The organism is Sphingobacterium sp. lm-10 (assembly GCF_023554555.1).
GTDB lineage: Bacteria > Bacteroidota > Bacteroidia > Sphingobacteriales > Sphingobacteriaceae > Sphingobacterium.
The window spans coordinates 611,928-638,168 of the sequence record NZ_JAMJWC010000001.1 but is presented as its reverse complement, the minus strand read 5'-3'; the positions used below and the strand labels follow the sequence as shown (position 1 = coordinate 638,168).

General features: G+C 42.3%; 28 protein-coding genes. 14 read left to right on the top strand and 14 right to left on the bottom strand.

Annotated elements, in window-relative coordinates:
- Window positions 1–26: 26 nt before the first annotated feature.
- Window positions 27–1,061 carry a glycosyltransferase family 2 protein gene (locus tag M8998_RS02480; RefSeq protein ID WP_249990411.1) on the bottom strand — a complete coding sequence of 345 codons (1,035 nt, stop codon included), beginning with the start codon at window positions 1,059–1,061 and terminating at the stop codon, window positions 27–29.
- Window positions 1,061–1,927, bottom strand: coding sequence for a lysophospholipid acyltransferase family protein (locus M8998_RS02475; RefSeq protein WP_249990410.1), 867 nt, complete (start codon window positions 1,925–1,927; stop codon window positions 1,061–1,063). The genes M8998_RS02480 and M8998_RS02475 overlap by 1 nt, the downstream gene beginning before the upstream one ends.
- A gap of 80 nt (window positions 1,928–2,007) precedes the next feature.
- Here M8998_RS02475 and M8998_RS02470 point away from each other — a divergent pair, with 80 nt between their 5' ends.
- Both M8998_RS02470 and M8998_RS02465 read left to right on the top strand, forming a co-directional pair.
- Window positions 2,008–2,619 carry a WbqC family protein gene (locus tag M8998_RS02470; RefSeq protein WP_249990409.1) on the top strand — a complete coding sequence of 204 codons (612 nt, stop codon included), beginning with the start codon at window positions 2,008–2,010 and terminating at the stop codon, window positions 2,617–2,619.
- Window positions 2,620–2,687: 68 nt separating this feature from the next.
- Window positions 2,688–3,374, top strand: coding sequence for a hypothetical protein (locus M8998_RS02465; RefSeq protein WP_249990408.1), 687 nt, complete (start codon window positions 2,688–2,690; stop codon window positions 3,372–3,374).
- Between the two features lie 295 nt (window positions 3,375–3,669).
- Here M8998_RS02465 and M8998_RS02460 read toward each other — a convergent pair whose 3' ends face one another.
- From M8998_RS02460 to M8998_RS02450, 3 genes are all read right to left on the bottom strand, one after another.
- Window positions 3,670–4,740: an acyl-CoA dehydrogenase family protein gene (locus M8998_RS02460; protein ID WP_249990407.1), complete on the bottom strand. Its 1,071-nt coding sequence runs from the start codon at window positions 4,738–4,740 to the stop codon at window positions 3,670–3,672.
- Entirely contained in the window at window positions 4,733–5,353 is a 621-nt protein-coding gene (pnuC, locus tag M8998_RS02455; protein WP_249990406.1) for a nicotinamide riboside transporter PnuC, read from the bottom strand. The genes M8998_RS02460 and pnuC overlap by 8 nt, the downstream gene beginning before the upstream one ends.
- An 81-nt stretch (window positions 5,354–5,434) precedes the next feature.
- Window positions 5,435–6,928: a malate:quinone oxidoreductase gene (locus tag M8998_RS02450; RefSeq protein WP_249990405.1), complete on the bottom strand. Its 1,494-nt coding sequence runs from the start codon at window positions 6,926–6,928 to the stop codon at window positions 5,435–5,437.
- Between the two features lie 272 nt (window positions 6,929–7,200).
- Between M8998_RS02450 and fabG the strand changes: the two genes are divergently transcribed.
- The 4 genes from fabG to M8998_RS02430 all read left to right on the top strand — a co-directional run bounded on the left by fabG (window position 7,201) and on the right by M8998_RS02430 (window position 10,738).
- Complete coding sequence (fabG, locus tag M8998_RS02445; protein ID WP_249990404.1) at window positions 7,201–7,944, top strand: 3-oxoacyl-[acyl-carrier-protein] reductase; 744 nt, start codon at window positions 7,201–7,203, stop codon at window positions 7,942–7,944.
- A 14-nt stretch (window positions 7,945–7,958) separates the two neighbouring features.
- Window positions 7,959–8,942, top strand: coding sequence for a long-chain-fatty-acid--protein ligase (locus M8998_RS02440; RefSeq protein WP_249990403.1), 984 nt, complete (start codon window positions 7,959–7,961; stop codon window positions 8,940–8,942).
- Between the two features lie 88 nt (window positions 8,943–9,030).
- Window positions 9,031–9,795, top strand: coding sequence for a 5'-nucleotidase C-terminal domain-containing protein (locus M8998_RS02435; protein ID WP_249990402.1), 765 nt, complete (start codon window positions 9,031–9,033; stop codon window positions 9,793–9,795).
- Window positions 9,770–10,738: a bifunctional metallophosphatase/5'-nucleotidase gene (locus M8998_RS02430; protein WP_249990401.1), complete on the top strand. Its 969-nt coding sequence runs from the start codon at window positions 9,770–9,772 to the stop codon at window positions 10,736–10,738. Before M8998_RS02435 ends, M8998_RS02430 begins: the two co-directional genes overlap by 26 nt.
- 33 nt (window positions 10,739–10,771) lie before the next feature.
- Here M8998_RS02430 and recR read toward each other — a convergent pair whose 3' ends face one another.
- Complete coding sequence (recR, locus tag M8998_RS02425; protein ID WP_249990400.1) at window positions 10,772–11,386, bottom strand: recombination mediator RecR; 615 nt, start codon at window positions 11,384–11,386, stop codon at window positions 10,772–10,774.
- Window positions 11,387–11,550: 164 nt separating this feature from the next.
- On the opposite strand from recR, the gene M8998_RS02420 reads away from it, so the two are divergent.
- Together M8998_RS02420 and M8998_RS02415 are read left to right on the top strand one after the other, a co-directional pair.
- Window positions 11,551–12,255, top strand: coding sequence for an LOG family protein (locus M8998_RS02420; RefSeq protein WP_249990399.1), 705 nt, complete (start codon window positions 11,551–11,553; stop codon window positions 12,253–12,255).
- A gap of 90 nt (window positions 12,256–12,345) precedes the next feature.
- Window positions 12,346–12,498 (top strand): lmo0937 family membrane protein, encoded by a 153-nt coding sequence (locus M8998_RS02415; RefSeq protein WP_116775662.1) that lies wholly within the window; start codon window positions 12,346–12,348, stop codon window positions 12,496–12,498.
- Here the strand turns inward: M8998_RS02415 and M8998_RS02410 are convergent, their stop codons facing one another.
- The 5 genes from M8998_RS02410 to M8998_RS02390 form a co-directional block, all read right to left on the bottom strand.
- Window positions 12,499–13,203, bottom strand: coding sequence for a 2-C-methyl-D-erythritol 4-phosphate cytidylyltransferase (locus M8998_RS02410; RefSeq protein WP_249990398.1), 705 nt, complete (start codon window positions 13,201–13,203; stop codon window positions 12,499–12,501).
- Window positions 13,204–13,259: 56 nt separating this feature from the next.
- Window positions 13,260–14,309, bottom strand: a complete 1,050-nt coding sequence (gene queA / locus M8998_RS02405) for a tRNA preQ1(34) S-adenosylmethionine ribosyltransferase-isomerase QueA (protein WP_249990397.1) — start codon at window positions 14,307–14,309, stop codon at window positions 13,260–13,262.
- Between the two features lie 105 nt (window positions 14,310–14,414).
- Entirely contained in the window at window positions 14,415–14,897 is a 483-nt protein-coding gene (locus M8998_RS02400) for a copper resistance protein NlpE N-terminal domain-containing protein (protein WP_249990396.1), read from the bottom strand.
- A 102-nt stretch (window positions 14,898–14,999) separates the two neighbouring features.
- Window positions 15,000–15,962, bottom strand: a complete 963-nt coding sequence (trxB, locus tag M8998_RS02395; RefSeq protein WP_249990395.1) for a thioredoxin-disulfide reductase — start codon at window positions 15,960–15,962, stop codon at window positions 15,000–15,002.
- A gap of 16 nt (window positions 15,963–15,978) precedes the next feature.
- Entirely contained in the window at window positions 15,979–16,968 is a 990-nt protein-coding gene (locus tag M8998_RS02390) for a 3'-5' exonuclease (RefSeq protein ID WP_249990394.1), read from the bottom strand.
- A 216-nt stretch (window positions 16,969–17,184) separates the two neighbouring features.
- Between M8998_RS02390 and M8998_RS02385 the strand changes: the two genes are divergently transcribed.
- From M8998_RS02385 to M8998_RS02370, 4 genes are all read left to right on the top strand, one after another.
- Window positions 17,185–19,452, top strand: a complete 2,268-nt coding sequence (locus M8998_RS02385; RefSeq protein ID WP_249990393.1) for a cation:proton antiporter — start codon at window positions 17,185–17,187, stop codon at window positions 19,450–19,452.
- 28 nt (window positions 19,453–19,480) lie between these two features.
- Entirely contained in the window at window positions 19,481–20,164 is a 684-nt protein-coding gene (locus M8998_RS02380; RefSeq protein ID WP_249990392.1) for an HAD family hydrolase, read from the top strand.
- 1 nt (window position 20,165) lies between these two features.
- Window positions 20,166–20,945 (top strand): sulfite exporter TauE/SafE family protein, encoded by a 780-nt coding sequence (locus M8998_RS02375; RefSeq protein ID WP_249990391.1) that lies wholly within the window; start codon window positions 20,166–20,168, stop codon window positions 20,943–20,945.
- Between the two features lie 91 nt (window positions 20,946–21,036).
- Window positions 21,037–22,344, top strand: coding sequence for a DEAD/DEAH box helicase (locus M8998_RS02370; protein WP_249990390.1), 1,308 nt, complete (start codon window positions 21,037–21,039; stop codon window positions 22,342–22,344).
- An 11-nt stretch (window positions 22,345–22,355) separates the two neighbouring features.
- On the opposite strand, the gene coaD is transcribed toward M8998_RS02370, so the two are convergent.
- The 3 genes from coaD to M8998_RS02355 are packed head-to-tail and all read right to left on the bottom strand — an operon-like array spanning window position 22,356 to window position 24,165.
- Window positions 22,356–22,829, bottom strand: a complete 474-nt coding sequence (coaD, locus tag M8998_RS02365) for a pantetheine-phosphate adenylyltransferase (RefSeq protein ID WP_249990389.1) — start codon at window positions 22,827–22,829, stop codon at window positions 22,356–22,358.
- 14 nt (window positions 22,830–22,843) lie between these two features.
- On the bottom strand, window positions 22,844–23,386 hold the full coding sequence (gene rsmD / locus M8998_RS02360) for a 16S rRNA (guanine(966)-N(2))-methyltransferase RsmD (RefSeq protein WP_249990388.1): 543 nt from the start codon (window positions 23,384–23,386) through the stop codon (window positions 22,844–22,846).
- Window positions 23,377–24,165 carry a DUF3822 family protein gene (locus tag M8998_RS02355; protein ID WP_249990387.1) on the bottom strand — a complete coding sequence of 263 codons (789 nt, stop codon included), beginning with the start codon at window positions 24,163–24,165 and terminating at the stop codon, window positions 23,377–23,379. The genes rsmD and M8998_RS02355 overlap by 10 nt, the downstream gene beginning before the upstream one ends.
- 68 nt (window positions 24,166–24,233) lie before the next feature.
- On the opposite strand from M8998_RS02355, the gene M8998_RS02350 reads away from it, so the two are divergent.
- Window positions 24,234–25,664 carry an ATP-dependent DNA helicase gene (locus tag M8998_RS02350; protein WP_249992419.1) on the top strand — a complete coding sequence of 477 codons (1,431 nt, stop codon included), beginning with the start codon at window positions 24,234–24,236 and terminating at the stop codon, window positions 25,662–25,664.
- The gene (locus M8998_RS02345) at window positions 25,664–26,239 is read left to right on the top strand and encodes a HEAT-like fold family protein (RefSeq protein ID WP_249990386.1); all 576 of its coding nucleotides are present in this window, start codon (window positions 25,664–25,666) and stop codon (window positions 26,237–26,239) included. Before M8998_RS02350 ends, M8998_RS02345 begins: the two co-directional genes overlap by 1 nt.
- Window positions 26,240–26,241: the final 2 nt, after the last annotated feature.

The following is a 26,241-nucleotide window of genomic DNA, read 5'->3' as shown; positions in this document are numbered from 1 at the left end:
ACGAAATTAAGAAATAAATAGGAATTTTACCGAATGAAGTCTCTCTCTGATAAACTAGAAAACTTCTTTTTAGCACGTAGGAAATAGTCTAAAATAAGCGAACGATTGTATGTTCCTCTTCTACGGAACGGCCCTAGAAAACGTTTACGCTTGCTCGCAGTACGGAAGAAATACCAAAGGAATTCTTGATGCGCACGGCTAATTGCCCAGGCATCGCCCAGCCTTCCTTTGAACAGAAATTGTAGCAAGGCGACAAGATCTAGCCACATCCGAATAAAGATTACACGGCACGCTGGCCACCAATCCAGATTTTTCTGCAACATCATCAAATTGTTACGAAAATTGAGGAAAGTTTTTCGCGGATTACTGGCACTCAATGTCCCCCCTCCTACGTGATAAACTACCGAGCTCGGACAAACACCAATACGGAAGCCCATTCGTTTCAATCTCCAGCATAAATCGATTTCTTCCATATGAGCAAAGAAATCGGCATCAAAACCACCCGATGCTCGCCAGGTCTCCGCCCGAATAAACAAGGCAGCGCCTGTCGCCCAGAATATATCAATGGCATCATCGTATTGACCAGTATCTACTTCTGTATGCGCTAAAATCCGTCCACGACAAAAAGGGTAACCAAAGGCGTCGATAAAGCCACCAGATGCTCCAGCGTGTTCGAATTTCGTACGCTCGTGAAAGGAAAGAATTTTAGGCTGTGCTGCTGCCATATTAAGATTGCTTTCCAGCATAGCGATCACGGGCTCGATCCAACCTTCCGTTACTTCTACATCGGAATTGAGCAACACGTAATAATCGGCATCCACGCGCTCCAATACCGCATTGTAGCCGCCGGCAAAGCCCATATTACTGGCGTTTCGCACGATGCGAATGGTGGGATAGTGTTTTTCAACAAAAGCTATTGAATCATCTGTCGACGCATTATCTCCTACTACAAAACTTATATTTGGGTAACTGCTATTAAATACCGATGGCAGAAATTTCTCTAGAAAATATCGTCCATTCCAGTTCAATATTACTACCGCAACTTTTGGATAACCCGTCATTATTGTCTTTTTTTCCTTTTCCAGCGCCGATGAGACCACAGCCAATAAGCAGGTTCGTTGCGTATAATTTGCTCTGTAAAAGCCGTATGTTTATGTATAATTTCTCTGTCTGCGCATTCTCGAGGATGCTCCACCAGCGTTGTAAATTTGCACGAATAGTAGCCACGACGCGCCTTTTTTTTGATTTCAAAAAATACGACCGGTAGATCCATTGACTTCGCAATACGTTCTGTGCCGGTAAAAACTAGTGTATCCTGTCCTAAAAAACTCGTGTAATAATCCGAGTCCTGATATCCTGGCGTTTGATCGGCTACAAAAATGCTGACCTGTGGCTGATTCTTTAGATTTACCAAATGCCGCAGGATTTGCTTCATAGGCACCATACTGACTCCAAACCGGCTACGAATGGCATTCAGTACATTGCCAAATGATTTATCGGACAAGGGTTTGTAGATTACTAGCCTGGGTAATTCAGTCATTATTGCAAGACGGTGAATTCCCAGCTCCCAATTCCCGTAGTGCGCTGTTACACCCATCACGCCACGCCCCTGCTCTAAATATTGGTAAACCACCTCTGGATTAAGCAGTTCCACTCGTTTCATTACTTGCTTCCTAGATATGCTTTTACCTTTAACAGTTTCTACGATAATATCCGGTAAATACCGAAAAAAACGGCGTGCTATCTTTTGAATTTCCGCTTCGGATTTCTCTGGAAAGGAATTGTGCAAATTCTCCAATACCACCTTCTTTCGATACCCAAATACATAATAGATCAACACGAACAGCAAGTCTGAAATACGATACAGTATCCAAAATGGCAGTAAGGAAATCACATATAAAACAAGCGCCAATATTCTTTCTTTCATCAAAGACGTCCGTAGATAAGCTGCAAATATCCTCAAATAAACTTACTTTTGTCCCATCTTGACACTGGATATTTATAGCGATGACAGAACAATTACTATTGCCCGCCTTTTACCTTCCGAATGTTTCCTATTTTCAGGCTATTTATCAACATAAAGGCGGTATTTGTATAGAGCAGTATGAACATTTTCCTAAACAAACCTACAGAACGCGCACACAGATTGGCACCGCCAACGGAGGATTGGATTTGATTGTACCTGTAATGCATGGCAAGAAAGTACATGTTCCAGTCAAAGACGTCCGTATCAATTATGATCATCCTTGGCAGCGCTTACATTGGCTTAGCATACAAACGGCGTACCGTAGTTCTGCCTACTTCGAATATTATGAGGATGACTTCACCCGATTCTATCAGGATAAGTTCGAGTTTTTAGTAGATTACCATATGGAACAGCTTAGCCTGCTATTACGATTATTGAAAATCAATCGTGACCTCTCCTTATCCGAAAGTTATGTCAAAGAAATTGACGCTCCTGTGGACTGGCGGATTGCTGCAACTCCGCGGAAACCAAGCTTAATGGTAGACCCAAAGCCGTACTACCAAGTGTTCGAAGAAAAAACTGGATTTGTGTCCAATTTAAGTATTATAGACCTGCTGTTTAACCAAGGTCCGCAATCGCGATCCTTTCTATAATTAAAAAATTATTTTACTCAAACTTTATCTCTTAATTCTTTGTTAATTGGGTTATAATTACATTTCCCATGAAAAGATTAATGATGTTTTTGGTGGCTTTGCTCTCGATAGCACAAGCTTATTCACAGGAAAAAGCGGATACCACTATTATAAATTATTCCGGCCCCGACACCCTACACTATAATAAAGTTTATTATTTTGGGGGTACTGGCTTAGCTTTCCCAATCGGGAAAACCAAAGAATCGCTCTCCCCACAAGCATTTTCGGGAAGCATCGGTTTGGATATCGCGCTGCGTAATCCTCGTTATTTTGTGATCCCCACCTTATTTACGATGGCCTTTCGCTACAATCAACTGATAGATGATCCGAATTACAATCAAATTTTGGAGAATGGGCAGGCATCTATTTATGCACTAAGCTTAGCTGGTGGTATACGAAAGCAAGTTAATCGACTAAACACTTATGCCTATGCTGGACCAGCATTTGCGCTGGATGTAGAATCCCGTGTCAATAGTATAGGAAATTCGCGCTCTCGCATGGAGAAGATCTATAGCTTCTCACCGGCTGTCAAGATTGGAGTGGGTTCGGATTATAAATTTCGTGGTTTTTATCTGGGTTTAGAATTTGATTACATGCATCATTTCAGAAATATCCAAGGAAATCCGGTGAATGTTTTAACCGTGATGGTGGGTCTAAAATCTGATATCACCAGTTTTAGTGATCGCATGGTACAGGTTATTAAGCCAAAAGAATAGTAATAAATGGCTTCAACAAGGCACATAATAACTACCTTATCGAAAATCTATTAACAATAAAATAACATCTACGTGATAATTAAGACACGCATATGAATTAACTTTAAACATATTAAAAGGAGAATATCATGATTAAAGATGAAGAATTAGTTTTTCAGGAACCCGTACAACCTATGGAGTGGCTGTATGATGGAGACGATTTGAATCCATTAGAGGATTAGTAAATCGTAACTCAGATGATCTTTGGATCATAGATGCTTAAACCTGTCGGTTTAAGTTTTTTTTTGTCTAAGATTTAAGATTGTAGCAATGCATGTTGCGTAGCCGTAAAAAAGTTACGAAATACCCTATTCAGCGGTGAATCTGACTGCGCTGCCGAGATGCCGCATTTGACATGCAAATCCATCATGTGGGATCTCATTACGGTCAGATCTTGCCTCGTGTAGGCCGCTACGGATGAATATAGGATGGCGTTGGACTCGTAATCTCCGCGCAATAGATTGCTCCAGGTTTCTTCCATTAGTTCATAGATTCTTTTTCTACTTTGTTCTGCAAATTGTTGTGCCCTATCCAATTGTTTAAAAAGTTGTTTTCCGTGCTTCTCCTGCCATAGGGCATCCTTTGCCCGTAGATAAAAATTTTTTTGCACTAAATCGGTATACCGCGAAAACATGCCTAAATAATTGACGAATAGCGTAAATTCTGCGAAAGGTAGGAATGGGTATTGAAATAGTAAGCTAGTATGTGTAGCAGCCTTTGGACTAAGCTCAAAACAGTGTTCTTGAGGTATAAATGCATCCTGAATACTAAAACTATGACTCGCGGTAGCTTCCAGGCCAAATGTTTGCCAGTCATTTTCAATCAAAACATGCTCTCGAGACACAAAGAACGATTTTACCAACTCCTGTTGATTTTCTGCTATATCTTCTCCGGAAAATACGACCGCATTGCAGGTAAAGTGACTAAGGTGCGGTGCACCGGTAGCATAGGACCATCTGCCCGTTAATTGATAGCCGCCTGGAACTGGAATCGCTTTTCCAGAAGCTCGGCCACTACCTCCAAAACACACATTTCCAGAAAGGAATAAGGTCTTTGCGGTAGCCACATCAATAAATCCGGCAAACATATTAGCACCAGCGCACAAAGTTACTGTCCAACCCAAGGAGCCATCCCAATAGGCTAAAGATTCCAGCAAACGACATCCGTCTGCAAGCTCAAGCTCCAGTCCACCGTATTCTTTTGGCACCCAAAGATTGAACCACTGCTTTTCAAAAGCTATCTTTAGTACTACATCGCTTAGTACACCCGCTTTCGCCGAGTACGCTTCGTTTTCTTCTATTAGTTCAATAATATCTTCACTAAGCATATTTGGGTGTTTGAGTCTTCATAATGCGACGCCATTTCGCGAAACCTACAAAAGCAATAACAAAAAGGAATGTGGTGAGCAATGCAAATAAGTACAGTTCTTTATGCACGAGCAAAGGTATTGCAAAGAGATTACTCAAATTGAGTAAGAGCCAATTCTCCAACTTTCTTCGCGCCAGCAGCCACATACCTGCCCAGGCGGTACAAGATACCCAGGCATCCCATAAGGGCACATCTGAATCGGTAAACGAACGCAACGCCAAATACAGTATGAAAAAGCCTCCCAATACAATCACACCGACAATACTCCAATCGCGTCGATTGGCACGAGTAATAGGTTGCTCGGCCTGCGTGCGATTAGCAGTCCAGTACCACCAACCGTACAGACTCATCACTAGATAGTAAACATTTAGAAGAATTTCGGCGTATAGCTTTGCTCCATATAAAGCGGCCATTCCTAGCACAATACCCACAATACCAACGGGATAATTAGCAATTTTGTTGTTTTTAGACAATAAAACCTGACTTACTCCAAACAGTACAGATAAGCGCTCAACCCAGGAAGTTTGCTCGAAAGCTTGTGCTAATGATGTGGTGAAGGAAGCAATATCCATATTAGTCAGTATGTATATGATCGTTGTTTAGTATATACAAAAAAAGCCTGACTAGCAGGCTCTCCAATTTTATGCATTCGCTTAGTAAAGCTTCAGTGTATCGTGTGTCCATTTACGGGTGCTAGCACATAGCTCCGCATCCTCATTCAGACTTTTACCCCAAGATGGAATCATTGTCCGCAATTTAGTACGGTACGTATCTGCTTTCGCGCGATCTGGGAAACACCTTTTCAACAAATTGATCATTACCGCTACCGATGTAGAAGCGCCTGGTGAAGCACCTAAAAGAGCAGCAATAGATCCGTCTGCACTAGATACCACCTCGGTACCGAATTCTAAAATCCCACCATGCACCGGGTGTTTTTTGATCACCTGTACGCGCTGACCGGCCTTTTCAATCTCCCAATCTTCCATTTTTGCCGTAGGCAAAAACTGCTTTAATGCATCTAATTTATCTTTGGGTTTCTTCATCACTTCTGTGATGAGGTATTTAGTAAGCGGAAGGTTATCCAATCCTGCAGATAGCATAGGGCGAATATTGGACAATTTGATGGACGCCGGCAGATCAAAATAAGAACCTTTTTTCAAAAATTTCGTTGAAAATCCAGCATATGGTCCAAATAACAATGCTTGCTTGCCATCTATATACCGTGTATCCAAATGTGGTACTGACATGGGTGGTGCTCCCACCGACGCTTTTCCATATACTTTGGCATGATGCTGGGCAATAACCTGCTCATTGGTACAACGTAACCACTGGCCTCCAACCGGAAAACCTCCGTATCCTTTGGATTCTGGTATTCCTGATTTCTCTAACAAAAGCAATGAATGCCCGCCTGCTCCAATAAAAACAAACTTAGCCTTAATTTTTCTTCGATTGCCCGTTTGCAGATCCTTGGTTTCTACTTCCCATCTACCATCAGACAAGCGTTCAATATCTTTTACCTCGTGGCTTTTAGAAAGCGCAATATTTTCTTTATCATCCAAATAGGAGATCAGATCACGTGTCAGCGTTCCAAAGTTTACATCGGTACCAATGTCCATTTTGGTAGCGGCAACTTGTTCATCAGCTGCACGATCTTCCATCATCAAGGGAATCCAATCGTTCAATACAGATTTATCTTCTGCATATTCCATCCCTTTAAACAAGTTGTGCTGCGTCAATGCGTCATAACGGGTCTTTAGGAACTGCTTATCTTTCTCACCAAACACGGCTGACATATGCGGTACCCTACGAATGAATTCTTCTGGATTCTTGATTACATTTTGCTCGACCAAATACGACCAAAATTGCTTTGATACCTCATATTGTTCGGCAATAGCGATCGCTTTACTTATATCCACAGAGCCATCGGGGCGTTGTGGTGTGTAGTTAAGTTCACAGAGGGCAGAATGTCCGGTGCCAGCATTATTCCAGGCATCTGAGCTTTCGGCTGCAACGGTATCCAATCGTTCTAAAATCTCAATTGTGATATCGGGACTTAGCTCGTGGATCAGTGTTCCCAAGGTTGCGCTCATGATGCCCGCCCCGATCAACACAACATCTACTTCTGTCTTTGTCGTCTTTTTACCCATTTTAATTTTGTGTGATGCAAATTTAACATTTGAGCCATGATTTGGCGAATGAATTTGTCATAGATGTTTCATTATATATCATATTTGCCAACATCTTGCCGTTTACACTGCCAAGTTTTAAACGACCTCTGGACCTACGAAACACCGTCATTAAAGGATCATTGTGATGCTAAGTTGTGATTACAACAATTATTTAACATTTTTGCACCTGCAATTTTACAACGCCAAATAGCGTTTAATCTATGCAAAAGAAAAAATAAACATCTTCATAAATGAAACTACTTGCAGGTAAAACCGCTTTAATTACTGGCGCCTCGAAAGGAATAGGCCGCAAAATCGCTGAAGTATTCGCGCAACACGGTGCTAACGTGGCATTCACTTACCTTTCTTCCGTGGAAAAAGGGCTAGCATTGGAAAGTGAGTTGCAGGAATATGGTACACAAATTAAAGGTTACCGTTCAGACGCTGCCAAATTCGACGAAGCAGAGCAATTAATTGGAGATATCGTAGCGGACTTTGGTACGTTAGATATTGTTGTAAACAACGCTGGTATCACGAAAGATGCTTTGTTGATGCGAATGTCAGAAGAAAACTGGGATGACGTCATTGATATCAACCTAAAATCGGTTTTCAATATTACAAAAGCTGCTACAAAGGTCATGATGAAAAGCCGCAAAGGATCTATCATCAATATGAGCTCTGTAGTTGGTATACAAGGAAATGCCGGTCAATCTAACTACGCTGCTTCAAAAGCAGGTATTATAGGTTTCTCTAGATCTATTGCGAAAGAGTTAGGTTCTCGCAACATTCGTACAAACGTCATTGCACCAGGATTTATCCGTACAGAGATGACTGATATTCTGGATGAAAAAGTGGTATCTGCTTGGGAAGCAGGTATTCCGATGAAACGTGCGGGCGAAACAGAAGAAGTAGCTAATGCTTGTTTATTCCTCGCTTCAGACCTATCCAGCTATGTCAATGGCCAGGTATTGGCTGTAGACGGTGGAATGTTGTAGTAAATATCAACAATATGTTGCTGGAGGCGAACGCTATATTCACTATTCAAGATGAAGCTGCATTTAATGCATTAGCGTTATCCATATTTCGCTTTCAGGCTACTCACGTAGCTGTCTACAGAAAATATATAGCCTATTTGGGTAGAAATGTATCCGATGTTCAACATTATACAGACATCCCATTTCTACCCATTGAGTTTTTTAAGACGCAAAATGTCCTTGTCGACGACCAGGAAGCTATTCTCACTTTTCAGAGTTCAGGCACTACCGGATCTGTCACTAGCAAGCATTTTGTAACGGATCCCTCTTTGTACGAAAAGAGCTACAATCAAGCGTTTCAGATGAGTTATGGTGATCCTTCGGATAGTGCTATTCTAGCCCTGTTACCGTCTTATCAGGAACGAGAAGGGTCTTCTTTGATCTACATGGTCAATGATCTTATTTCCCAAAGTAACGTACCGGAAAGTGGTTATTTTTTAGCTGATCATCAGAGCCTATTCCAGACCCTAATCACACTGCAGCAAAAAGGTGTAAAGACAATCCTTTTCGGAGTTACCTATGCGTTGTTGGATTTCATTGCCTCCTATCCGGTGCAATTTCCAGAATTGATCGTGATGGAAACTGGGGGCATGAAAGGTCGACGCAAGGAGATGATTCGCCATGAGTTACACGAAATATTGAAAGATGGATTTGGCGTACCACAGGTGCATTCAGAATATGGGATGACCGAATTGCTGAGCCAGGCTTATGCCATACAAGATGGTATCTTCCAGACTCCTCCGTGGATGAAAGTGTTGATTCGGGATACCAACGATCCGCTTACACTATTACACAATCGGCAGACCGGAGCGATCAACGTAATTGACCTGGCCAACCTATATTCCTGTGCATTTATTGCTACGCAGGATTTAGGAAAGCTGCATACTGATGGTAGGTTCGAAATCCTAGGAAGATTCGACCATAGTGATATTCGCGGCTGTAACCTACTGGTGCAATAATACACCTTCATTTAGCGTAAAAATAACATAGGTACTGCCTCCTGTATCGATAATTCTTAATAGTTTTGTTGTCGTATTGCAGTTTAACATGACATATTTTTCATTTAGAATCTTCGTGCCTTATGGGATGTCGCTTTTACTGGCTCTCAGCGCCTGTAAGACCGCTCATTGGCAAAAAAACAACTATGAGCCCACAAAATTTGCTATAGATCAGCAAATAGAGCCAGATTCCAGTATCACCAATTATATTGCGCCCTACAAACAACGGTTGCAAGCGCAAATGGATACGGTCATTGGTCAGGCAGCACAGATGCTTCCCCGCTCTCCAACTGATGGACAGAGCTTAGGAGGCAACTTTTTTGCAGATGCGTTGCTCGCTCTTGGACAGGGACTAGATCCAGAGGTTTCCTGCTCGTTAGGCACCAAGTATGGCATCCGCGTAGACATTGCTCAGGGAGATATCCAAGTAGGCAAAGTCTTTGAATTGATGCCTTTTGAAAATTTCTTGACCGTACTCACACTAAAAGGAGAAGATCTGTTGACACTCGGTAAATTTATTGCGAAGTCTAATGGACAACCGGTCGCGGGCATGTCTATCAAGATCAAGAATCAGCAACTGGTAGAGATGAAAATACAGGGCAAAGCGGTCGAGAGCAATAAAATTTACAAACTGGTTACCTATGATTACCTCGCGAATGGTGGAGATAATATAGTAGGTATTTCTAGCCCTCTAAATCGGGTAGATACGCCAACACGAGTACGCGAAGGCCTGATCGCTTACATAGAATCTTTAACGAAACAAGGAATACAAGTTAATGCAGAACGCGATGAAAGAATTATCATTGTACAATAGACGTGCATTTATAAAGAAAGCAGGTGCACTAGGCGCATTAGCTACCTTGAGCACACTACCTACTTTTGGTCAGGGAAGTCGATCCAAAGAAATCAAATTGACCATATTGCACACCAACGATGTGCATAGTCGAATAGAACCCTTTCCGATGGATGGCTCTCGGCTTCAGGGATTGGGCGGTGTGGCCAGAAGAAGTACTTTGTTAAAAAAAATTCGTCAAGAAGAAAAAAACCTACTTCTGCTAGATGCAGGAGATATGTTTCAGGGAACGCCCTACTTTAATTTATTTGAAGGACAGGTGGAGCTGGAGCTGATGTCTAAACTGGGTTATGACGCAGGTACTTTTGGCAATCATGAGTTTGATAATGGGTTAGCCGGTTTATCAAAACACTTTGACAAAGCTAATTTCCCCTTTATCACCTCGAATTATGATTTTAGCGACACTATTCTAGCTGGTAAAACAAAGGAATATATTATTCTGGAGCGATCTGGGCTAAAAATCGGTGTTTTTGCTGTAGGTATTCAATTGGACGGCATGGTGGACCCAAACAACCATAAGGGAGTAAAATACCTTGAGCCTATCGCAGTGGCTAATCGGCTAAGCAAAAAATTAAGAGAAGAAAAACGATGTGATCTAGTGATTTGCTTATCGCACATTGGTTATGAGTACAGTACGGATCAGGTATCGGACTTGGTGATGGCTTCCCAAACACGAGGAATCGACCTCATTATTGGAGGACATACACACACCTTTTTGGACAAACCTACTGAGGTGAAAAACCGCGATGGCGAAATCACGCTCGTCAATCAGATGGGCTACGGAGGGGCAAATCTTGGTCGCATAGACTATTATTTTGATAAGAAAAGTGGCAGCAAGCGATATTTAGCACAACATTACACGATTGATCAGACCTTTGGCGAAGATCAGCAACTGCTGGGATAGGAAAACAAAATGGCGGTGATTATTATACCGCTTTTATCCCACCTTACGCTCGTAAGGTACACGAGTCATGATAGAACGTCCTAATGTGATTTCGTCTACATATTCTAATTCTCCGCCGAAGGCAATGCCTCGGGCAATGGTAGAAACCTCAATAGAGAACTCCTGTAACTTGCGGTACAAATAGAAGATCGTGGTATCCCCTTCCATCGTAGCACTCAACGCCAAGATCACTTCCTTGATATCACCTTGCTTTACGCGTTCGATCAATCCATCGATACGTAAATCTGCAGGCCCTATGCCATCCATCGGCGAGATCAATCCACCCAATACGTGGTATACACCCTGGTACTGATTGGTGTTTTCGATCGCCATCACATCTCGCGTATCCTCCACCACACAAATGGTGGTACGATCTCGTTTTGGAGATTGACAAATTTCGCAGGTATCTGTATCAGAAATATTGAAGCAGTGACGACAATATTTGATATGCTCTTTGAGCATGGTGAAAGCTTGAGAAAAACGGTTGACGTCTTCCTTGGATTGCTTGAGTAAATGTAATACCAAACGTAAGGCCGTCTTTTTGCCCACGCCAGGCAACTTACCAAACTCTTCTACGGCTTGCTCCAGTAATTTAGACGAAAAATGCATGTACAAATTTACGAAAGAAAATAGATATCTGACTGCGTGATAAAAATGGGTTTGCTGTTCTTTTTTTAAAGACAACGAAAATCCTTATATTGCTTAAGTCAGCATTTCGAGCTAGACAAGAAAATAGATTTATAGACTGTTATTGAGGTATTTCGATATTTTTTATGGGTAAAGACGATAGAATTAGCCGTTCATTTGCGAACAAAACTTGGCAAGAAATTAAAGTAAAAGACTCTTGGCAGATTTTTAAAATCATGTCAGAATTTGTAGATGGATTTGAAAAACTAGCCAAAATTGGACCCTGTGTCTCGATTTTCGGTTCGGCACGAACACCGAACGATCACAAGTATTATCAGCTGGCGGTAGATATTGCCGGATTGCTTGCAGAGCGTGGTTATGGTGTGATATCTGGTGGTGGCCCCGGTATTATGGAAGCTGCGAATAAAGGTGCTTACGAAGCGGGGGGTAAATCCGTGGGATTAAATATTGATTTGCCTTTCGAGCAATTTCACAACAAGTATATCGATCGAGATAAGTTGTTAGAATTCAACTATTTCTTTGTAAGAAAAGTAATGTTTATGAAATATTCGCAGGGTTATATTGTGATGCCCGGTGGATTTGGTACGATGGACGAACTTTTCGAGGCAATCACGTTGATTCAAACCGGTAAGATCGCCCGCTTTCCTATCGTAATGGTAGGAAGTGAATATTGGTCTGGACTGTTCAAATGGATTCAGGAATCAATGCTTGGCAACCATTACATCAGCGAAGAAGATTTGAATCTTTATAGAATGGTAGATACCGCAGAAGAAGCGGTAGAACACATCTTTCGCTTTTACGATAAGTATCTACTTAAACCTAATTTTTAGGTTTTTGCAATTATTCAAAAACCTATACCGTGATTATTTGTTGATTAGATACATTTAAACAATTAAAGGTTTTATTAAACATCAATCACTATGGGAAACATATTGTATTTAATCGCAGTTATTTTAGTAATTATTTGGGCAATCAGTTTCCTAGGCGGCTATGCTACCGGTGGAATTATCCACGCCCTATTGGTTATCGCTATTATCGTAGTATTGCTACGTGTAATACGAGGAAATGCATAACTAATTAAATAGTTTATCCAAGTATATTTGGGCAATATCAAGGTCTTCTGGATGCGTAATTTTTAAATTGAAATGATCGCCTTCAACAATACTTATGATATTGCCCATTTTTTCTACCGCAGAAGCGTCATCCGTAAAATTGGGCTCCTCCTCCTGTTCATAGGCGCTAAATAATAATTCCGCTTTAAAAACCTGTGGAGTCTGTATTTGCCAGACCAAATTACGATCTACAGACTCACTCTCACCTAAGTTTCCTATACGAATACTATTAGTACTCCGTACCGCAGGTACTACAGCCGCTACTTCTTTCGCTTGTGTAAACAAACGTTCTAGCAGTGACGAGGACAATATAGGTCTTGCTCCATCATGGATCGCTATTAAGACGTCATTAATCTGCTCTAAGTCCATCAGATTGTTTTTTAAAAAATTCAGTCCGTATTTCACCGACTGAAATCGTGTCGCTCCACCAGTAACGATATGATGTGCAACATTGAAATGATACTTCTCACACAGCTCCGCCCAATAGCTTAGCATGCTGGCCGATAAGACCACAACGATTTCTAAACCCAGATTTGCTTGCTCAAAACGGCTTAAGGTGTGCATCAATACGGGACGATCTCCCAGAAGGTGAAACTGCTTTGGTAGCGTACTGTTCATCCGCGAACCTACTCCTCCAGCGACGATAACGACAAACTTTTTGGACATAAAAAAAGCGTAAGTCGAATAAGACTTACGCTCAAAGTTATTATTATTTTGCTGATTTAGATAATCAACATAGCGTCTCCATAGCTGTAGAAACGATATTTTTCTTTAACAGCTACTTCGTAGGCTCTCATGGTATTTTCATATCCTGCAAAAGCAGCGATCATGACCAATAAAGTCGACTCTGGCGTATGGAAATTGGTAATCATGGAGTTAGCAATGCTAAACTCGTATGGAGGATAGATAAACTTACTTGTCCAATCGTTACTTTGTTTCAGGTGTTTATCTGCAGATACAGCAGACTCAATAGCGCGCATAGATGTGGTACCTACAGCACAAACACGTCTTTTTCCATCAATCGCTTTGTTAACCGTGCGAGCAGCATCCTCCGTAATAATGATTTGTTCGGAGTCCATTTTATGCTTGGTCAAATCCTCTACTTCTACGGTACGGAATGTACCTAAACCGACATGTAGTGTGATCTCCGCAAAGTCAATACCTTTCAATTCCAAACGCTTCATCAATTCGCGAGAGAAGTGCAATCCGGCTGTTGGTGCCGCTACTGCCCCTTCATTCTTAGCATAAATAGTCTGGTAACGATATTTATCCTCAGGCGTAGCTTTACGAGTAATGTATTTTGGCAAAGGTGTCTCTCCCAGGATTTCGATGTTACGACGAAACTCTTCGTCTGTACCATCAAAAAGGAAACGGATAGTACGACCACGAGAAGTGGTGTTATCCACCACCTCCGCTACTAACAAATCGTCTTCACCGAAGTATAGCTTATTACCTACACGTATTTTACGCGCTGGATCTACTAAGACATCCCACAAACGAAGCTCTTTATTCAACTCCCGCAATAAGAATACTTCAATAGTAGCACCAGTTTTCTCCTTATTACCATACATCCGCGCAGGAAATACTTTGGTATTATTCAGGATCATGACATCTTTGTCATCGAAATAGTCTAATACGTCTTTAAAGATCTTATGCTCGATCTGTCCTGTATCACGGTGAAGAACCATTAATCTGGATTCATCACGATTTTCGCTAGGCTCAGAGGCCAAGAGAGATTCAGGTAGATCAAAGTTAAATTGAGATAATTTCATCGTTTTTCAAAAAAAATTAAGTCCACGCGGCCTATAGAGCTGCGCTTCTAAAAATAAGGGCAAAGTTACATAATTTTCTAGAATTTATAGAGACGTTGTAGCACCCTATTCAGTTGGAAAACGCTGATGCTTATCATGCGTTGCATATTCGTGCTGTTTTACCAGTCGATATTCCTGTGGCGTTGCCGTTTCCGACACATTTTCTGCTTTGTCTATAAATGTAATTTCATCATCCCCAAGTCGGAAAGAATAATCTACCTTACTTCCTTTCAGGATAATATACGTCTCGTTGCTTTCCCATTTAATTTCTCCCTTATCTTCCATGGATTCGGAAGTCCCTTTCTTGGTTGTTTTTACTGCGAAGGTATTATCCCGGTTGATGGTTATTTCCATAACGGTACTATCCTTCTCTTTTCCAGGCACCGTGCCTTTGTAATTACCTGGCCAATCTAACATATTGGTGGCAGAATGAAGGGAATCTATGGCTGGATTTACATCTGGACCTTCATTGGGCTCTGCTTTGTTTTTATCAGCAGAAGTACAGGATATGGCAAATGCCAACGGCAACATAAACAGTAATGATTTCATATTTAATGTGTTCAATTAGTGTGTGATGGTAACGCAAAAAGCGTCGTTTCTTATGATTGAAACGACGCTTTTTTGATTTTGTTTGGCTATGCTGCGAAACTTCTACGCAAAAGTTTCTTTCGCTGCCAGATAACGCTCTGCTTCTAATGCCGCCATACATCCTGTTCCTGCAGCTGTGATTGCCTGTCGATACACATGATCCTGCACATCACCACAAGCAAATACACCAGGAATATTAGTAGCAGTTGCGTCTGGTTGTGTGATCAAGTAACCGGTTTCATCCATATCCAACACGCCTTTAAACAAGTCCGTATTTGGTGTATGCCCAATAGCTACGAAGAAGCCAGTGATGTCTAGATCGCTACTTTCTCTGGACACATTGTTGATGATCCTCAGACCAGTTACTACCTGCCCATCTCCTAATACTTCTTGTGCCTCTGCGTTGTAATGCACTTCGATATTAGGTGTGTTGAGTACGCGATGCACCATCGCTTTTGAAGCTCTAAACTCATCGCGACGAACCAGCATATGTACTTTATTACACAACTTTGCCAAGTAAGTGGCTTCTTCGGCTGCAGTGTCTCCAGCGCCTACGATAGCTACATCTTGCCCTTTAAAAAAGAATCCATCACATACGGCACAAGCAGAAACCCCAAAGCCATTGTATTTTTGCTCCGAATCCAAGCCCAGCCATTTGGCCGTAGCTCCGGTAGAAATGATTACCGTATCTGCGGTAACGGTTTTTGTGCTATCAATTTCTATCGTATGAATTCCGCCATCTGTAGAGAAATCGACTTTATTGACATATCCAAAACGTACTTGTGTTCCGAACCGCTCGGCTTGGGCACGTAAATCTTCCATCATCACAGGGCCTGTTACGCCTTGCGGGTAGCCAGGAAAGTTATCCACTTCTGTAGTTTGAGTAAGCTGACCGCCCGGTACCATACCGGTATACATGACCGGCTTCAAATCTGCACGTGCAGCATATATTGCAGCGGTATAACCCGCAGGGCCTGACCCTATAATAAGACAGGAGACGTGTTCTATTTCTTGTTTGGTTTCCATATAATTATGTATGCTATTATTCTTTTCCAAATTTGCCTTGCAAGGCTTTCAACATATCGGAGGTTACAGGTACTGCCTTCTCCTTCTTTTTATAGTGTTGTGGATTGGAGCGCTCCGGATTTACTTTTGGATCGGCTGTAGGTCGATTACCTGCAGCTGGTTCAGCAGTGGCTTTAGGAGCTGCCGCCTTTTGTTCTTTTCGGGCATTCCGGTACTCATTCCAAATCGTCTCTAACACCTTTTTTGTGTACAATGGAAAATCTCCATTCTGCATCCAAGCGTAATAACTCGGTTCCACATCAAACACATCAACCACTTTCTTGCCTTTATGTTTACCAAAATTAATGCTTGGATCACCATCTTGATCATACACCAATCTACCTGCAAAATCTACTGGCTTGCTCAGGTTAGTAAACTGATGCAAGGCCTCCACATCATTGACTACCGGTGTAGATACCACACCCGCTTTATCTTCGAAGGATACCCCATTATACTTCTCCAACTGTGCTTTCAGCACCAAATACGTTGCACGTACATCTGCTTCGGCCGTGTGCGCATTAGTTAAATCTTCCTGACAGTAAAATTTATAGGCGGCCTTTAGGGTGCGTTGCTCCATCTGGTGAAAGATGTTTTGTACATCTACAAAAGACCTTCCGTCTAATGAAAAGACGATTCCAGCACGCAGGAATTCCTCCATCAACATCGGTACATCAAATTTATTTGAATTGTAGCCCGCCAAATCAGCATCAGCAATGAAATCCGCTACCTCTTGTCCGATTTCATCGAAACTTTTGAGGTCTTTTACATCTTCATCGCGGATTCCATGAAAAAAGGTGGATTCTGCTGGAATCGGACGCTTGGGGTTAACTCGCATGGCCAATACTTCTTCGCCTCCTCCTGGCAAAACCTTCAGGATGGCAATTTCTACGATTCTATCGGTAGCGATATTAATTCCTGTAGTTTCTAAATCAAAAAATGCCAACGGACGGCGCAAGTTCAATTCCATGATGCTCTAAACAAATTGTAAAATCTGATTACAAATGTACGAAACATCTATCTCCCTGACCAAAAACTTGCTCCTTATATCGGGTATTTTAAGACCTTTTGTAGGCAAAATCACACAGATTTTACCTGAATTTGAAATTCCTCGGCTGTTGAATTAACATTTAATTCGTATTCTTGGGATGGAATTACTCAAAAAATTTATTGATAAGCAAGTTTCATGAAAAACATACGTTCAACGATTTTCTATATTGCCATTGTCATTGTGTTTGGTCTGTTTATGTACTGGATTATCCAGCAGGGAAGCGCATTGGAGTCTGGCAGGGATGTACTTGTCCCAACTTCTGAAAACGGAGCCTGGATTGATTTTGTCGAATCTATTAAGGAAAGTTTAAAATATCCATTATCGATCTTACTGATCCAAATCGTAGCCATTATCTTGACGGCAAGGTTCTTCGGATGGATTTGTGTAAAAATCAAGCAACCGGTAGTAATTGGTGAGATGGTGGCGGGTATCATTCTGGGGCCATCCTTATTAGGACTTTTCTTTCCCGATTTTTTTAATGCACTTTTCCCACAGCAATCATTAGGTAATTTGCAGTTTCTCAGCCAAATTGGTCTTATCCTTTTTATGTTTATCGTGGGTATGGAGCTGGATCTTAATGTGCTTCGAAACAAGGCTCATGACGCGGTCGTGATCAGCCATGCGAGCATCATGCTTCCATTTGCCTTAGGCATTGGACTAGCCTATTTTTTGTATGAAAATCATGCGCCGGATAACGTGCAATTCCTTTCCTACAGTTTATTTATAGGAATTGCGATGAGCATTACCGCGTTCCCGGTGTTGGCTCGTATCGTACAAGAGCGTGGTTTGCAAAAAACACGATTAGGCACTGTAGTGATTACCTGTGCAGCCGCAGATGATATCACTGCCTGGTGTATCTTGGCGACCGTTATTGCGATTGTTAAGGCAGGTTCCTTCGTGTCGGCACTATATACTATTGGTCTCGCGCTGGCGTATGTATTGGTGATGATTAAGATTGTGCGACCATTTATGCATCGTATCGGACAGGTAAACTCCACCAAAGAAACATTGAACAAACCTGTGGTAGCGATTTTCTTCCTGATGCTGATCCTTTCCGCCTATACTACCGAGGTAATCGGTATACATGCGTTATTTGGCGCATTCATGGCGGGCGCTATTATGCCAGAAAATAATAAATTCCGCAATCTGTTTATTGACAAAGTAGAAGACGTTGCTTTGGTGCTTTTGTTACCATTGTTCTTTGTATTTACCGGATTACGCACGCAGATCGGTTTGCTTAACGATCCTTCCCTTTGGCTCATCACTGGGCTCATCATCCTGGTAGCTGTGATTGGTAAGTTTGTGGGCAGTGCTTTGGCAGCACGCTTTATGGGCCAAGGCTGGAAAGATAGTCTAAGTATTGGCGCGCTGATGAATACACGCGGTTTAATGGAACTGGTGGTATTGAATATTGGTTATGACCTGGGTGTTTTATCTGCTGAACTATTCTCTATGATGGTGGTGATGGCTTTAGTGACCACTTTTATGACCGGACCAGCATTAGATCTGATCAATTGGGCATTTCGCGATAAAGGAAAGCCAGCCTTTGTGGAAAAAATTGAAAGTCAGTTCAACATCTTGTTTAGTTTCGGAAAAACAGAATCTGGACAAGCCTTACTACGCCTATCCAATGCGCTCACGGTGGGTGCAACCGATCAAAGTCAGGTAGCGGCGCTACATGTCGCTCCAGCAAATGAACTGCATCACTATGAGGTGGAAGAGCAGGAGACCGAATGCTTTCGTGCGATTCTCGCAGATAGCAAAACACTCAACAGACCCGTAAAAACGCTATTTAAAATCTCTAGTGATATCGACCACGAAATTGTGGATGAAGTAGAGTCCGGCCATTATGATATGCTCTTGATCGGCACCAGTGAATCCATTTACGAAGGTAGTTTGCTCGGGAAGATCATTGGTTTTACTTCCAACATCATCAGTCCAGAAAAACTTTTTTCTAGCCGAGGTGCTGTATATAGCAACAAATTCTATGAACGCACCAATCGCCTATTGTCTAAGATAGACATCCCTGTGGGCATATTAATTGATAAGGGTTTGGAGAAAATCGATCAGGTCGTCATGCCTATCCTTTTTAAGGAAGACTTATTCCTGTTGCAGTATGTGGATAAGCTGATTGGTAATGATCCGCTAGCAAGATTGATATTATGGGATGTCGATAGCCAATTTGCCGATGTGGATTTATTGGCCGAGGCTGAATTGACACACCCTACCTGCCGCCAGAAGATCGACTTGCTATCGGGTGAGCCAATCGGTCATGAAAAACTACTGAAAGACCGATTGATGCTGATCAGTCTCGTGAGTTGGGAAACCTTATTACAACAAAAACGTAAACTAAGGATTGATTCTTCGTCAGAGCTCGTTATCCGCGATCGTGTACGCGGTTAATCTTTCCTTTATTAAAAACAACCTTTAAATGTCTTTAAACATAGCATACAAAGAGTCTGATAATTTTGCCGTCGTGTTCGATATGGACGGTGTAATCGCCGATACAAACCCCTATCACGCGAAAGCTTTCGAAGCTTTTTTTGATAGATACAAAGTGAACTATACGCAAGAAGCCTTTGAGCAGCATATGTACGGTAAGCACAATAGTTATATCATGCAACATTTCTTCGGAAGACCTTTTTCTCCCCAAGAGATTGCCACATTAGAAGCGGAGAAAGAAGGACTTTTTCGCGAGATATACAAGGCAGTCGCTACACCGGTTTTCGGTTTGGTAGATTTCCTACGCGATCTACAACGTCATGATTTTTTATTGGGTGTTGCTACATCAGCTCCACGTGCAAATATGAATCTCGTATTAGATACGCTGGGCATCCGCGATTTATTTCAGTCCACACTATCTAGCGAAGACGTCTCACTGCACAAACCACATCCTGAGGTATATTTAAAATCGGCGGAGGCCTTACACGTATCGGCGCATCGGGTGATGGTATTCGAAGATTCCTATTCGGGCGTCACAGCAGGTACTGCTGCTGGTATGGCTGTTACTGGTGTACTTACTTCACATAAGAAAGAAGAATTACCTCCTTGCGCCGCATACATCCGCGATTACCGTGATATTGACGCCCCTACCGTCAAATCCTTGTTGAAATAAAATGCTGGAAACTGCCTGGCAAGCTGCATTACAATTGCTTCCCACCCCACAAGCGTGGTTGCTATACCTTTTATGTGCTGTGCTAATTGGTATGTCTAAGACGGGTATACAAAATATTGGCACGGTAGCCGTACCATTTTTTGCCCTCCTTTTTGGCGCGAAATATTCTACGGGTATTGTACTGATTATGTTGTGCATGGCAGACCTTACCGCTGTAATCTACTACCGAAAGTCATTAATCTGGTCTGAAGTAACTAAGTTACTGCCTTCTGCCCTTCTCGGGTTGCTGGTTGGCTTAGTACTCGGCAATAGCATCGACGATCAATGGTTTAAAACAGCCATGGGCATTTGCATTCTCCTTGGTGTTGGGATCATGCTATGGTCTTCTCGACAAACGGAGGAAAGCACCAAAGAATTAGTCGAGAAAAAATGGTACTCGCCCTTGTTTGGGTTTATCGTTGGTTTCTCGACCATGATCGGCAATGCAGCAGGCCCTGCCCTATCAGTCTATTTACTCACCAAACGCATGTCTAAGCTCACCTTTGTGGCTACCGCCGCGTGGTTCATTATGATTCTCAATTACATTAAGATCCCGCTGCAGGCATTTGTATGGCAAAATCTTTCCATAGCTGGCCTGGTGATTAATGTGATGGCCATTCCATTTATCCTCTTAGGTGGCTTAATAGGCATTAAACTGGTTCAGATTCTTAAGGAGCAACATTTTCGCTGGGTAATTATGGGCTTAGTTATTTTCTCTTCACTAATGTTGATTATGATGTAATATTATATGCTATTCGTCGCACCACCTTCTTCAAACTGCTGTTAAATACCATCTGGCGCTTCATTGCATAATTTGTGCTACCTTTGCGACTATGGGAGAACAACAGTATTTAGCCAATCTTGGTATATCGGCATTAAATGAGATGCAGCAACAGGTATTTGACACTTACAACGGTGCGAATGACCTCATCTTACTGTCTCCTACAGGTAGTGGAAAAACACTTGCCTTCTCCTTAATCATTCAGAAAAGATTGCGTGATCATGCTAGCGGAAAAATACAAGCGTTGATTATCGCTCCAACACGTGAGCTGGCTTTGCAAATTGAACAAGTGCTACGCAAAATGCCTAATCATCCGAAGGTGACCTGCTTGTACGGAGGTAATGATCTACGGACTGAAAAAAACAAGCTGAAAGAAGCTCCTCAGATATTAGTGGGTACCCCCGGAAGAATTATCTACCATTTAGAACGCCACAATATCGATCTGTCGGAATTGGATACGCTGGTACTGGACGAGTTTGATAAATCGCTGGAATTAGGTTTTCACGAACAAATGGAACAGATTGTTGGAGAGACCGGTCATTCTTTTCAGATGCTGACTTCGGCCACGGAACTGGAAGAAATACCTGAATTTTTAACCTTGAAAGATGTGGCATCTGTCAATTTTCTACATGAAAAAGGATATGCGCCAGATCTGACTTTTCGTACGGTAACTGCCAGTCCACAAAACAAGCTGAAAGCATTGTTAAAGCTCATCTGCAAATTGGGTAGTGAACAAAAAACGCTTATATTCTGCAATCATCGCGAAGCGGTAGATCATATCAGTGAGCTTTTGGCAGATCGCGATATTATCCACGATGTATTTCACGGTGGTTTGGAGCAAGCCGATCGCGAGTTGGCTTTATTGAAATTTAGAAATGGAAGCACCCATATTTTGCTGACCACGGATCTTGCGGCGCGCGGATTGGATATCCCGGAAGTGGATGCCATCATCCATTACCAGCTTCCTTACAAGCAAGATGCTTTTGTGCATCGCAACGGACGTACTGCCCGGATGCAGGCAAAAGGTACGGTTTATTTGCTTTTGAAGCCGGAAGACGACTTTCCTTACCTTACCGATGCGATGGAAGAAGAAGTATTGGAGGATGAATATCCACTACCTTCTAATAGTAAAATGACCACCCTGATGTTTACCGCTGGCAAGCGTGATAAGGTGAGTAAGGGAGATATTGTGGGTTATTTACTGAATCTTCCCGGCGTTGCTAAGGAAGAAGTTGGCATGATCGAAATCAAAGAGAAAAATGCTTTCGTAGCCGTAACACGGAGTAGTGTAACCACTATTTTGCAAAAAGGAAATAACGGCAGAATCAAAGGCACTAAAGTACGTATACTACGTAGCTAGTGGTATAATAATTACGGTGTTTTCAGAAATGGCAAGATAGCTTCTGGCACCAATGCAGATACATCACCGCCATTTCGCAAAATATCTCGAACGATTGTAGACGAAATGTGTCCGAATCCACTCCTACTTAGCAGGAAATAAGACTCTACTTCTGGAGCGAGAATGAGGTTGTTCTGTGCAATCGCATTTTCAAATTCCAGATCGATCCCGTTACGTAATCCCCGGAGCATAAATTGCGCACCTACCTCCCGGCAATAGTTTACCGTTAGGCCTTGAATACGATGTACCTGAATTTTCGCCTCTTCTTTGAACAAGGCAGTAATCGCCTCTTCCCGTACTTCGAAAGGCATTAATCCTTGCTTCGATGTATTGACGGCGATGGCGATAATAATCTCATCGAATAGCGGCAGGGCGCGAAGCACCAAATCCTGATGTGCACGGGTAAATGGATCAAAAGAACCTGGGAATACAGCAATTTTTCTCATCGTAATGCTACCGATTAAAGTTCGTCGTGACTATAGAAACTAAAGGAAGAATATCCGTACTTACGCTCATCGCGCAATAGTGGATGACTAAGCATCTTTCTTGTAGAAGGGTGCTCTATGACCAAAATACCCTCTGGTTTCAACAAGTTGTTATCCAGAATTAGGTGTGCTAACTGAGGCAAACGGTCTATATCGTAAGGAGGATCTGCAAAAATAAAATCATAGGATCCCTTTTCTTGTTGTACAAACTTAAACACATCTGCTTTTCGCGTGCTCACCCCTGTAAGTTGATGCTCTTTTGCCATCTCTGCAATATACTTCAAGCATTTAAAATGAGCATCTACCGATAACACAGATTGCGCGCCTCGAGAAGCTAATTCGAAAGAAATATTCCCGGTACCTGCAAATAGATCCAGGCAAACAGCGCCGTCCCAATCTATACGATGTTGCAGAATGTTAAACAGGGCTTCCTTGGCGATGTCCGTAGTGGGCCGTACAGGAAGATTTGCAGGCGGATGAATACGTATTCCGCCGATACGACCTCCTATTATACGCATAGCTCGCGCTGGAATAGCGTACCAAACAATGGGGCACTTTGATGTACGGCATGATGATCAACATCAGCCTCCGGTAATTTGACCCGTACGAGCTGTGCTGAAAATTTTTGTACAAAAGCCAGCAAGGGATCGTTCTTTTCCAAGTTAAATAACTGGATCTCGTCTAAAGAAGGTACCGAAAAATCACTCATGATCCGACGTACATAGTAGCCAAGATCTGCAGCATTGGTTACATAGAAGCTGTTATAGAACAAAAACCTGCCCTCCTTCAAGAGCATAACATGCATATGACCAGCTTGTTCGTGCAGAAATAATTGGGTATCTACGGATGGTACATCTTCTGGTACCAGATCAAATAAAACCTGAAATATGGGAAGATAGGTTGCGTCAGGAAATAACGTATACCATCGTTGGTACAACAATGAATCCAGCTGATAGATCGCATGAAGTTGAAATCTCGGCATATCTACGGTATAGATATCCTGATCATTCTTGTTGACCAGATATTCTCCGTAAATATCTTCGTCTTCCTCTTGGTAAGCTTCTGCTGGCACAAATGTAAGACTGTGCTGTGGAATCATGATCGAAACATGGCGGAACGGTAATGCCAACAAACGTGTGGCATCCACGCTAGGACTTGCCGATGCATACCGAATATACGCTTGCACCGCGTTTTCCTGATCCATTATCATCAACACATCCTCTTGATGTCCTGCTTGGATGACTAATTTGTAATAAGACAAATGCTGAATACGAAAATCCGCTGATATATAGTTCATGCCTTAGGGGTATTAAACAAAAATAGGTTTTAAAATTGGATTGATCAACCTTTTAGATAACTTTGAATGTGCATATCCGGGAATCTTTAGAGCAATACTTTCAGCAGAAACCGACCGAACAGCAACTTCAGGTGTTTGCCCTACTCGAGGAATTTATCTCCCGATTTGATTCTCAAAGTCTTTTTATATTGAAGGGATATGCCGGCACCGGCAAGACGACCATTATTAGCACCCTGGTTAAGGTGCTGCCACGCTTACAGAAAAAGACCGTCTTGCTTGCCCCCACCGGACGTGCTGCAAAAGTGATCAGCCTATATGCCGGACGTACCGCATTGACCATTCACAAAAAGATTTACCGAAAGAAATCTGCGGCTTCCGTTGCCATGGATTTTACCTTAGGAGACAATCCACATGAAGATACTTTATTCATTGTTGATGAGGCTTCTATGCTATCTGACGATCCGGCCAGTGTTTTCAAAAGCAGTTTGCTAAAAGACTTGATCACCTATGTACAAAGCGGTGAGCGCTGCGTACTATTATTTGTTGGCGATACGGCGCAGCTACCACCTGTTGGCATGTTGCAAAGTCCGGCGCTGCGACCGGAATACATGGCTAGTCGCTACCATCTGTATGTGACCCATTATGAGTTAACCGATGTGGTGCGGCAGGATAAAAACTCGGGAATCTTATTCAATGCGACCAAAATCCGGCAGGAAATAAAATTGGAGGATGAGACGGCAGAATATCCATTTCCGCAATTTATAACACGACCTTATACCGATGTATTTCAGATGACCGGCGAGCGGCTGATAGATGGCTTGCACTACAGCTACGATAAATTTGGTATGGAACAAACGATGGTGATCTGCCGATCCAACAAAGCCGCCAACTTGTATAATCAGCATATTCGTAATCAGATTTTATTTCGCGACGAGGAGATTACAGGTGGTGATTTGATTATGATCGTGAAAAACAATTACTTTTGGTTGCAGCAGCACGATGAATCGCATACAGGTTTTATTGCTAATGGCGATATGGCTCGGATTCGAAAGGTATCCAATGTACATGAGATGCACGATTTTCGATTTGCCGATGTGCTGATCGATTTTCTGGATGGCAATGAGCACGACACGATTCAATGCCGCATCCTATTGGATAGTTTGTACGTGGATAGTCCAAATCTTCCGCAAGATCAATTGCAGAAACTGTACGAATCGATATCCTCGGATTACGAGGATATTCTGGATCGCAATAAGCGAGCCGAGGCGATCAAAAAAGACCCTTATTTCAATGCCCTACAAATAAAGTTCGCCTACGCCATTACCTGCCACAAAGCACAAGGTGGGCAGTGGCCTTCCGTATTTGTGGATCAGGGATATTTGAATGATGAAATGCTGACCACCGAATTTCTGCGATGGCTCTACACGGCGTTGACACGGGCAACTCGGGAATTGTACCTGGTCAATTTTCATCCCAAATTCTTCCAACCTCCTGCTTGATGACTGCTTCCGAAGCTTACAATAATCAGAAAATACGCTTTACGCTGTGGCTTGAAAAGCACGATCGTATAGACAGCAATCCTATACGTGAACGAGATATTGACTTAGACCAGTTGCTACAACTTTGCGTATCAAAGGATGTAAAAAGTAACCTTGCGCTGCACGCGATCTGGTTTTTGGAAAAATATGCACTAGCGCATACCGCACGACTCCCCTATATATTTGATTTTCTGGTGGCAAATCTTGCGAGCGTGAGTATTGAAGGTGCACAGCGTATTTTAGGAAATATCTTTCTGCAAGCCTTAAAGAATTTACCACAGAACACAGCAACGGAGGGTCAAGAAGAAGCATTGATCAATTGTGGTTTCGACTGGCTGACCACGCCTGGAAAATCCATCGCGGTCGTCGCCAACTCCTTCGATTTATTATACATCCTATCGCTAAGGCATGCGTGGATCAAAGAGCCCCTCGAAGCAGAAATTAGCTTGTTGCTCGAACGAGGTACCACTCCTGCCATTCGATCCAGAGGACAAAAAATAGTAAAACAATTGCATAAAATGCCGAAGAAGAAGTAATC

What these genes read in the sequence shown, in the direction of transcription:
- M8998_RS02480 (WP_249990411.1), bottom strand. Translation starts at nt 1,061, where the DNA reads ATGACGGGTTATCCAAAAGTTGCGGTAGTAATATTGAACTGGAATGGA.
- M8998_RS02475 (WP_249990410.1), bottom strand. Translation starts at nt 1,927, where the DNA reads ATGAAAGAAAGAATATTGGCGCTTGTTTTATATGTGATTTCCTTACTG.
- M8998_RS02470 (WP_249990409.1), top strand. Translation starts at nt 2,008, where the DNA reads ATGACAGAACAATTACTATTGCCCGCCTTTTACCTTCCGAATGTTTCC.
- M8998_RS02465 (WP_249990408.1), top strand. Translation starts at nt 2,688, where the DNA reads ATGAAAAGATTAATGATGTTTTTGGTGGCTTTGCTCTCGATAGCACAA.
- M8998_RS02460 (WP_249990407.1), bottom strand. Translation starts at nt 4,740, where the DNA reads ATGCTTAGTGAAGATATTATTGAACTAATAGAAGAAAACGAAGCGTAC.
- pnuC (WP_249990406.1), bottom strand. Translation starts at nt 5,353, where the DNA reads ATGGATATTGCTTCCTTCACCACATCATTAGCACAAGCTTTCGAGCAA.
- M8998_RS02450 (WP_249990405.1), bottom strand. Translation starts at nt 6,928, where the DNA reads ATGGGTAAAAAGACGACAAAGACAGAAGTAGATGTTGTGTTGATCGGG.
- fabG (WP_249990404.1), top strand. Translation starts at nt 7,201, where the DNA reads ATGAAACTACTTGCAGGTAAAACCGCTTTAATTACTGGCGCCTCGAAA.
- M8998_RS02440 (WP_249990403.1), top strand. Translation starts at nt 7,959, where the DNA reads ATGTTGCTGGAGGCGAACGCTATATTCACTATTCAAGATGAAGCTGCA.
- M8998_RS02435 (WP_249990402.1), top strand. Translation starts at nt 9,031, where the DNA reads ATGACATATTTTTCATTTAGAATCTTCGTGCCTTATGGGATGTCGCTT.
- M8998_RS02430 (WP_249990401.1), top strand. Translation starts at nt 9,770, where the DNA reads ATGAAAGAATTATCATTGTACAATAGACGTGCATTTATAAAGAAAGCA.
- recR (WP_249990400.1), bottom strand. Translation starts at nt 11,386, where the DNA reads ATGCATTTTTCGTCTAAATTACTGGAGCAAGCCGTAGAAGAGTTTGGT.
- M8998_RS02420 (WP_249990399.1), top strand. Translation starts at nt 11,551, where the DNA reads ATGGGTAAAGACGATAGAATTAGCCGTTCATTTGCGAACAAAACTTGG.
- M8998_RS02415 (WP_116775662.1), top strand. Translation starts at nt 12,346, where the DNA reads ATGGGAAACATATTGTATTTAATCGCAGTTATTTTAGTAATTATTTGG.
- M8998_RS02410 (WP_249990398.1), bottom strand. Translation starts at nt 13,203, where the DNA reads ATGTCCAAAAAGTTTGTCGTTATCGTCGCTGGAGGAGTAGGTTCGCGG.
- queA (WP_249990397.1), bottom strand. Translation starts at nt 14,309, where the DNA reads ATGAAATTATCTCAATTTAACTTTGATCTACCTGAATCTCTCTTGGCC.
- M8998_RS02400 (WP_249990396.1), bottom strand. Translation starts at nt 14,897, where the DNA reads ATGAAATCATTACTGTTTATGTTGCCGTTGGCATTTGCCATATCCTGT.
- trxB (WP_249990395.1), bottom strand. Translation starts at nt 15,962, where the DNA reads ATGGAAACCAAACAAGAAATAGAACACGTCTCCTGTCTTATTATAGGG.
- M8998_RS02390 (WP_249990394.1), bottom strand. Translation starts at nt 16,968, where the DNA reads ATGGAATTGAACTTGCGCCGTCCGTTGGCATTTTTTGATTTAGAAACT.
- M8998_RS02385 (WP_249990393.1), top strand. Translation starts at nt 17,185, where the DNA reads ATGAAAAACATACGTTCAACGATTTTCTATATTGCCATTGTCATTGTG.
- M8998_RS02380 (WP_249990392.1), top strand. Translation starts at nt 19,481, where the DNA reads ATGTCTTTAAACATAGCATACAAAGAGTCTGATAATTTTGCCGTCGTG.
- M8998_RS02375 (WP_249990391.1), top strand. Translation starts at nt 20,166, where the DNA reads ATGCTGGAAACTGCCTGGCAAGCTGCATTACAATTGCTTCCCACCCCA.
- M8998_RS02370 (WP_249990390.1), top strand. Translation starts at nt 21,037, where the DNA reads ATGGGAGAACAACAGTATTTAGCCAATCTTGGTATATCGGCATTAAAT.
- coaD (WP_249990389.1), bottom strand. Translation starts at nt 22,829, where the DNA reads ATGAGAAAAATTGCTGTATTCCCAGGTTCTTTTGATCCATTTACCCGT.
- rsmD (WP_249990388.1), bottom strand. Translation starts at nt 23,386, where the DNA reads ATGCGTATAATAGGAGGTCGTATCGGCGGAATACGTATTCATCCGCCT.
- M8998_RS02355 (WP_249990387.1), bottom strand. Translation starts at nt 24,165, where the DNA reads ATGAACTATATATCAGCGGATTTTCGTATTCAGCATTTGTCTTATTAC.
- M8998_RS02345 (WP_249990386.1), top strand. Translation starts at nt 25,664, where the DNA reads ATGACTGCTTCCGAAGCTTACAATAATCAGAAAATACGCTTTACGCTG.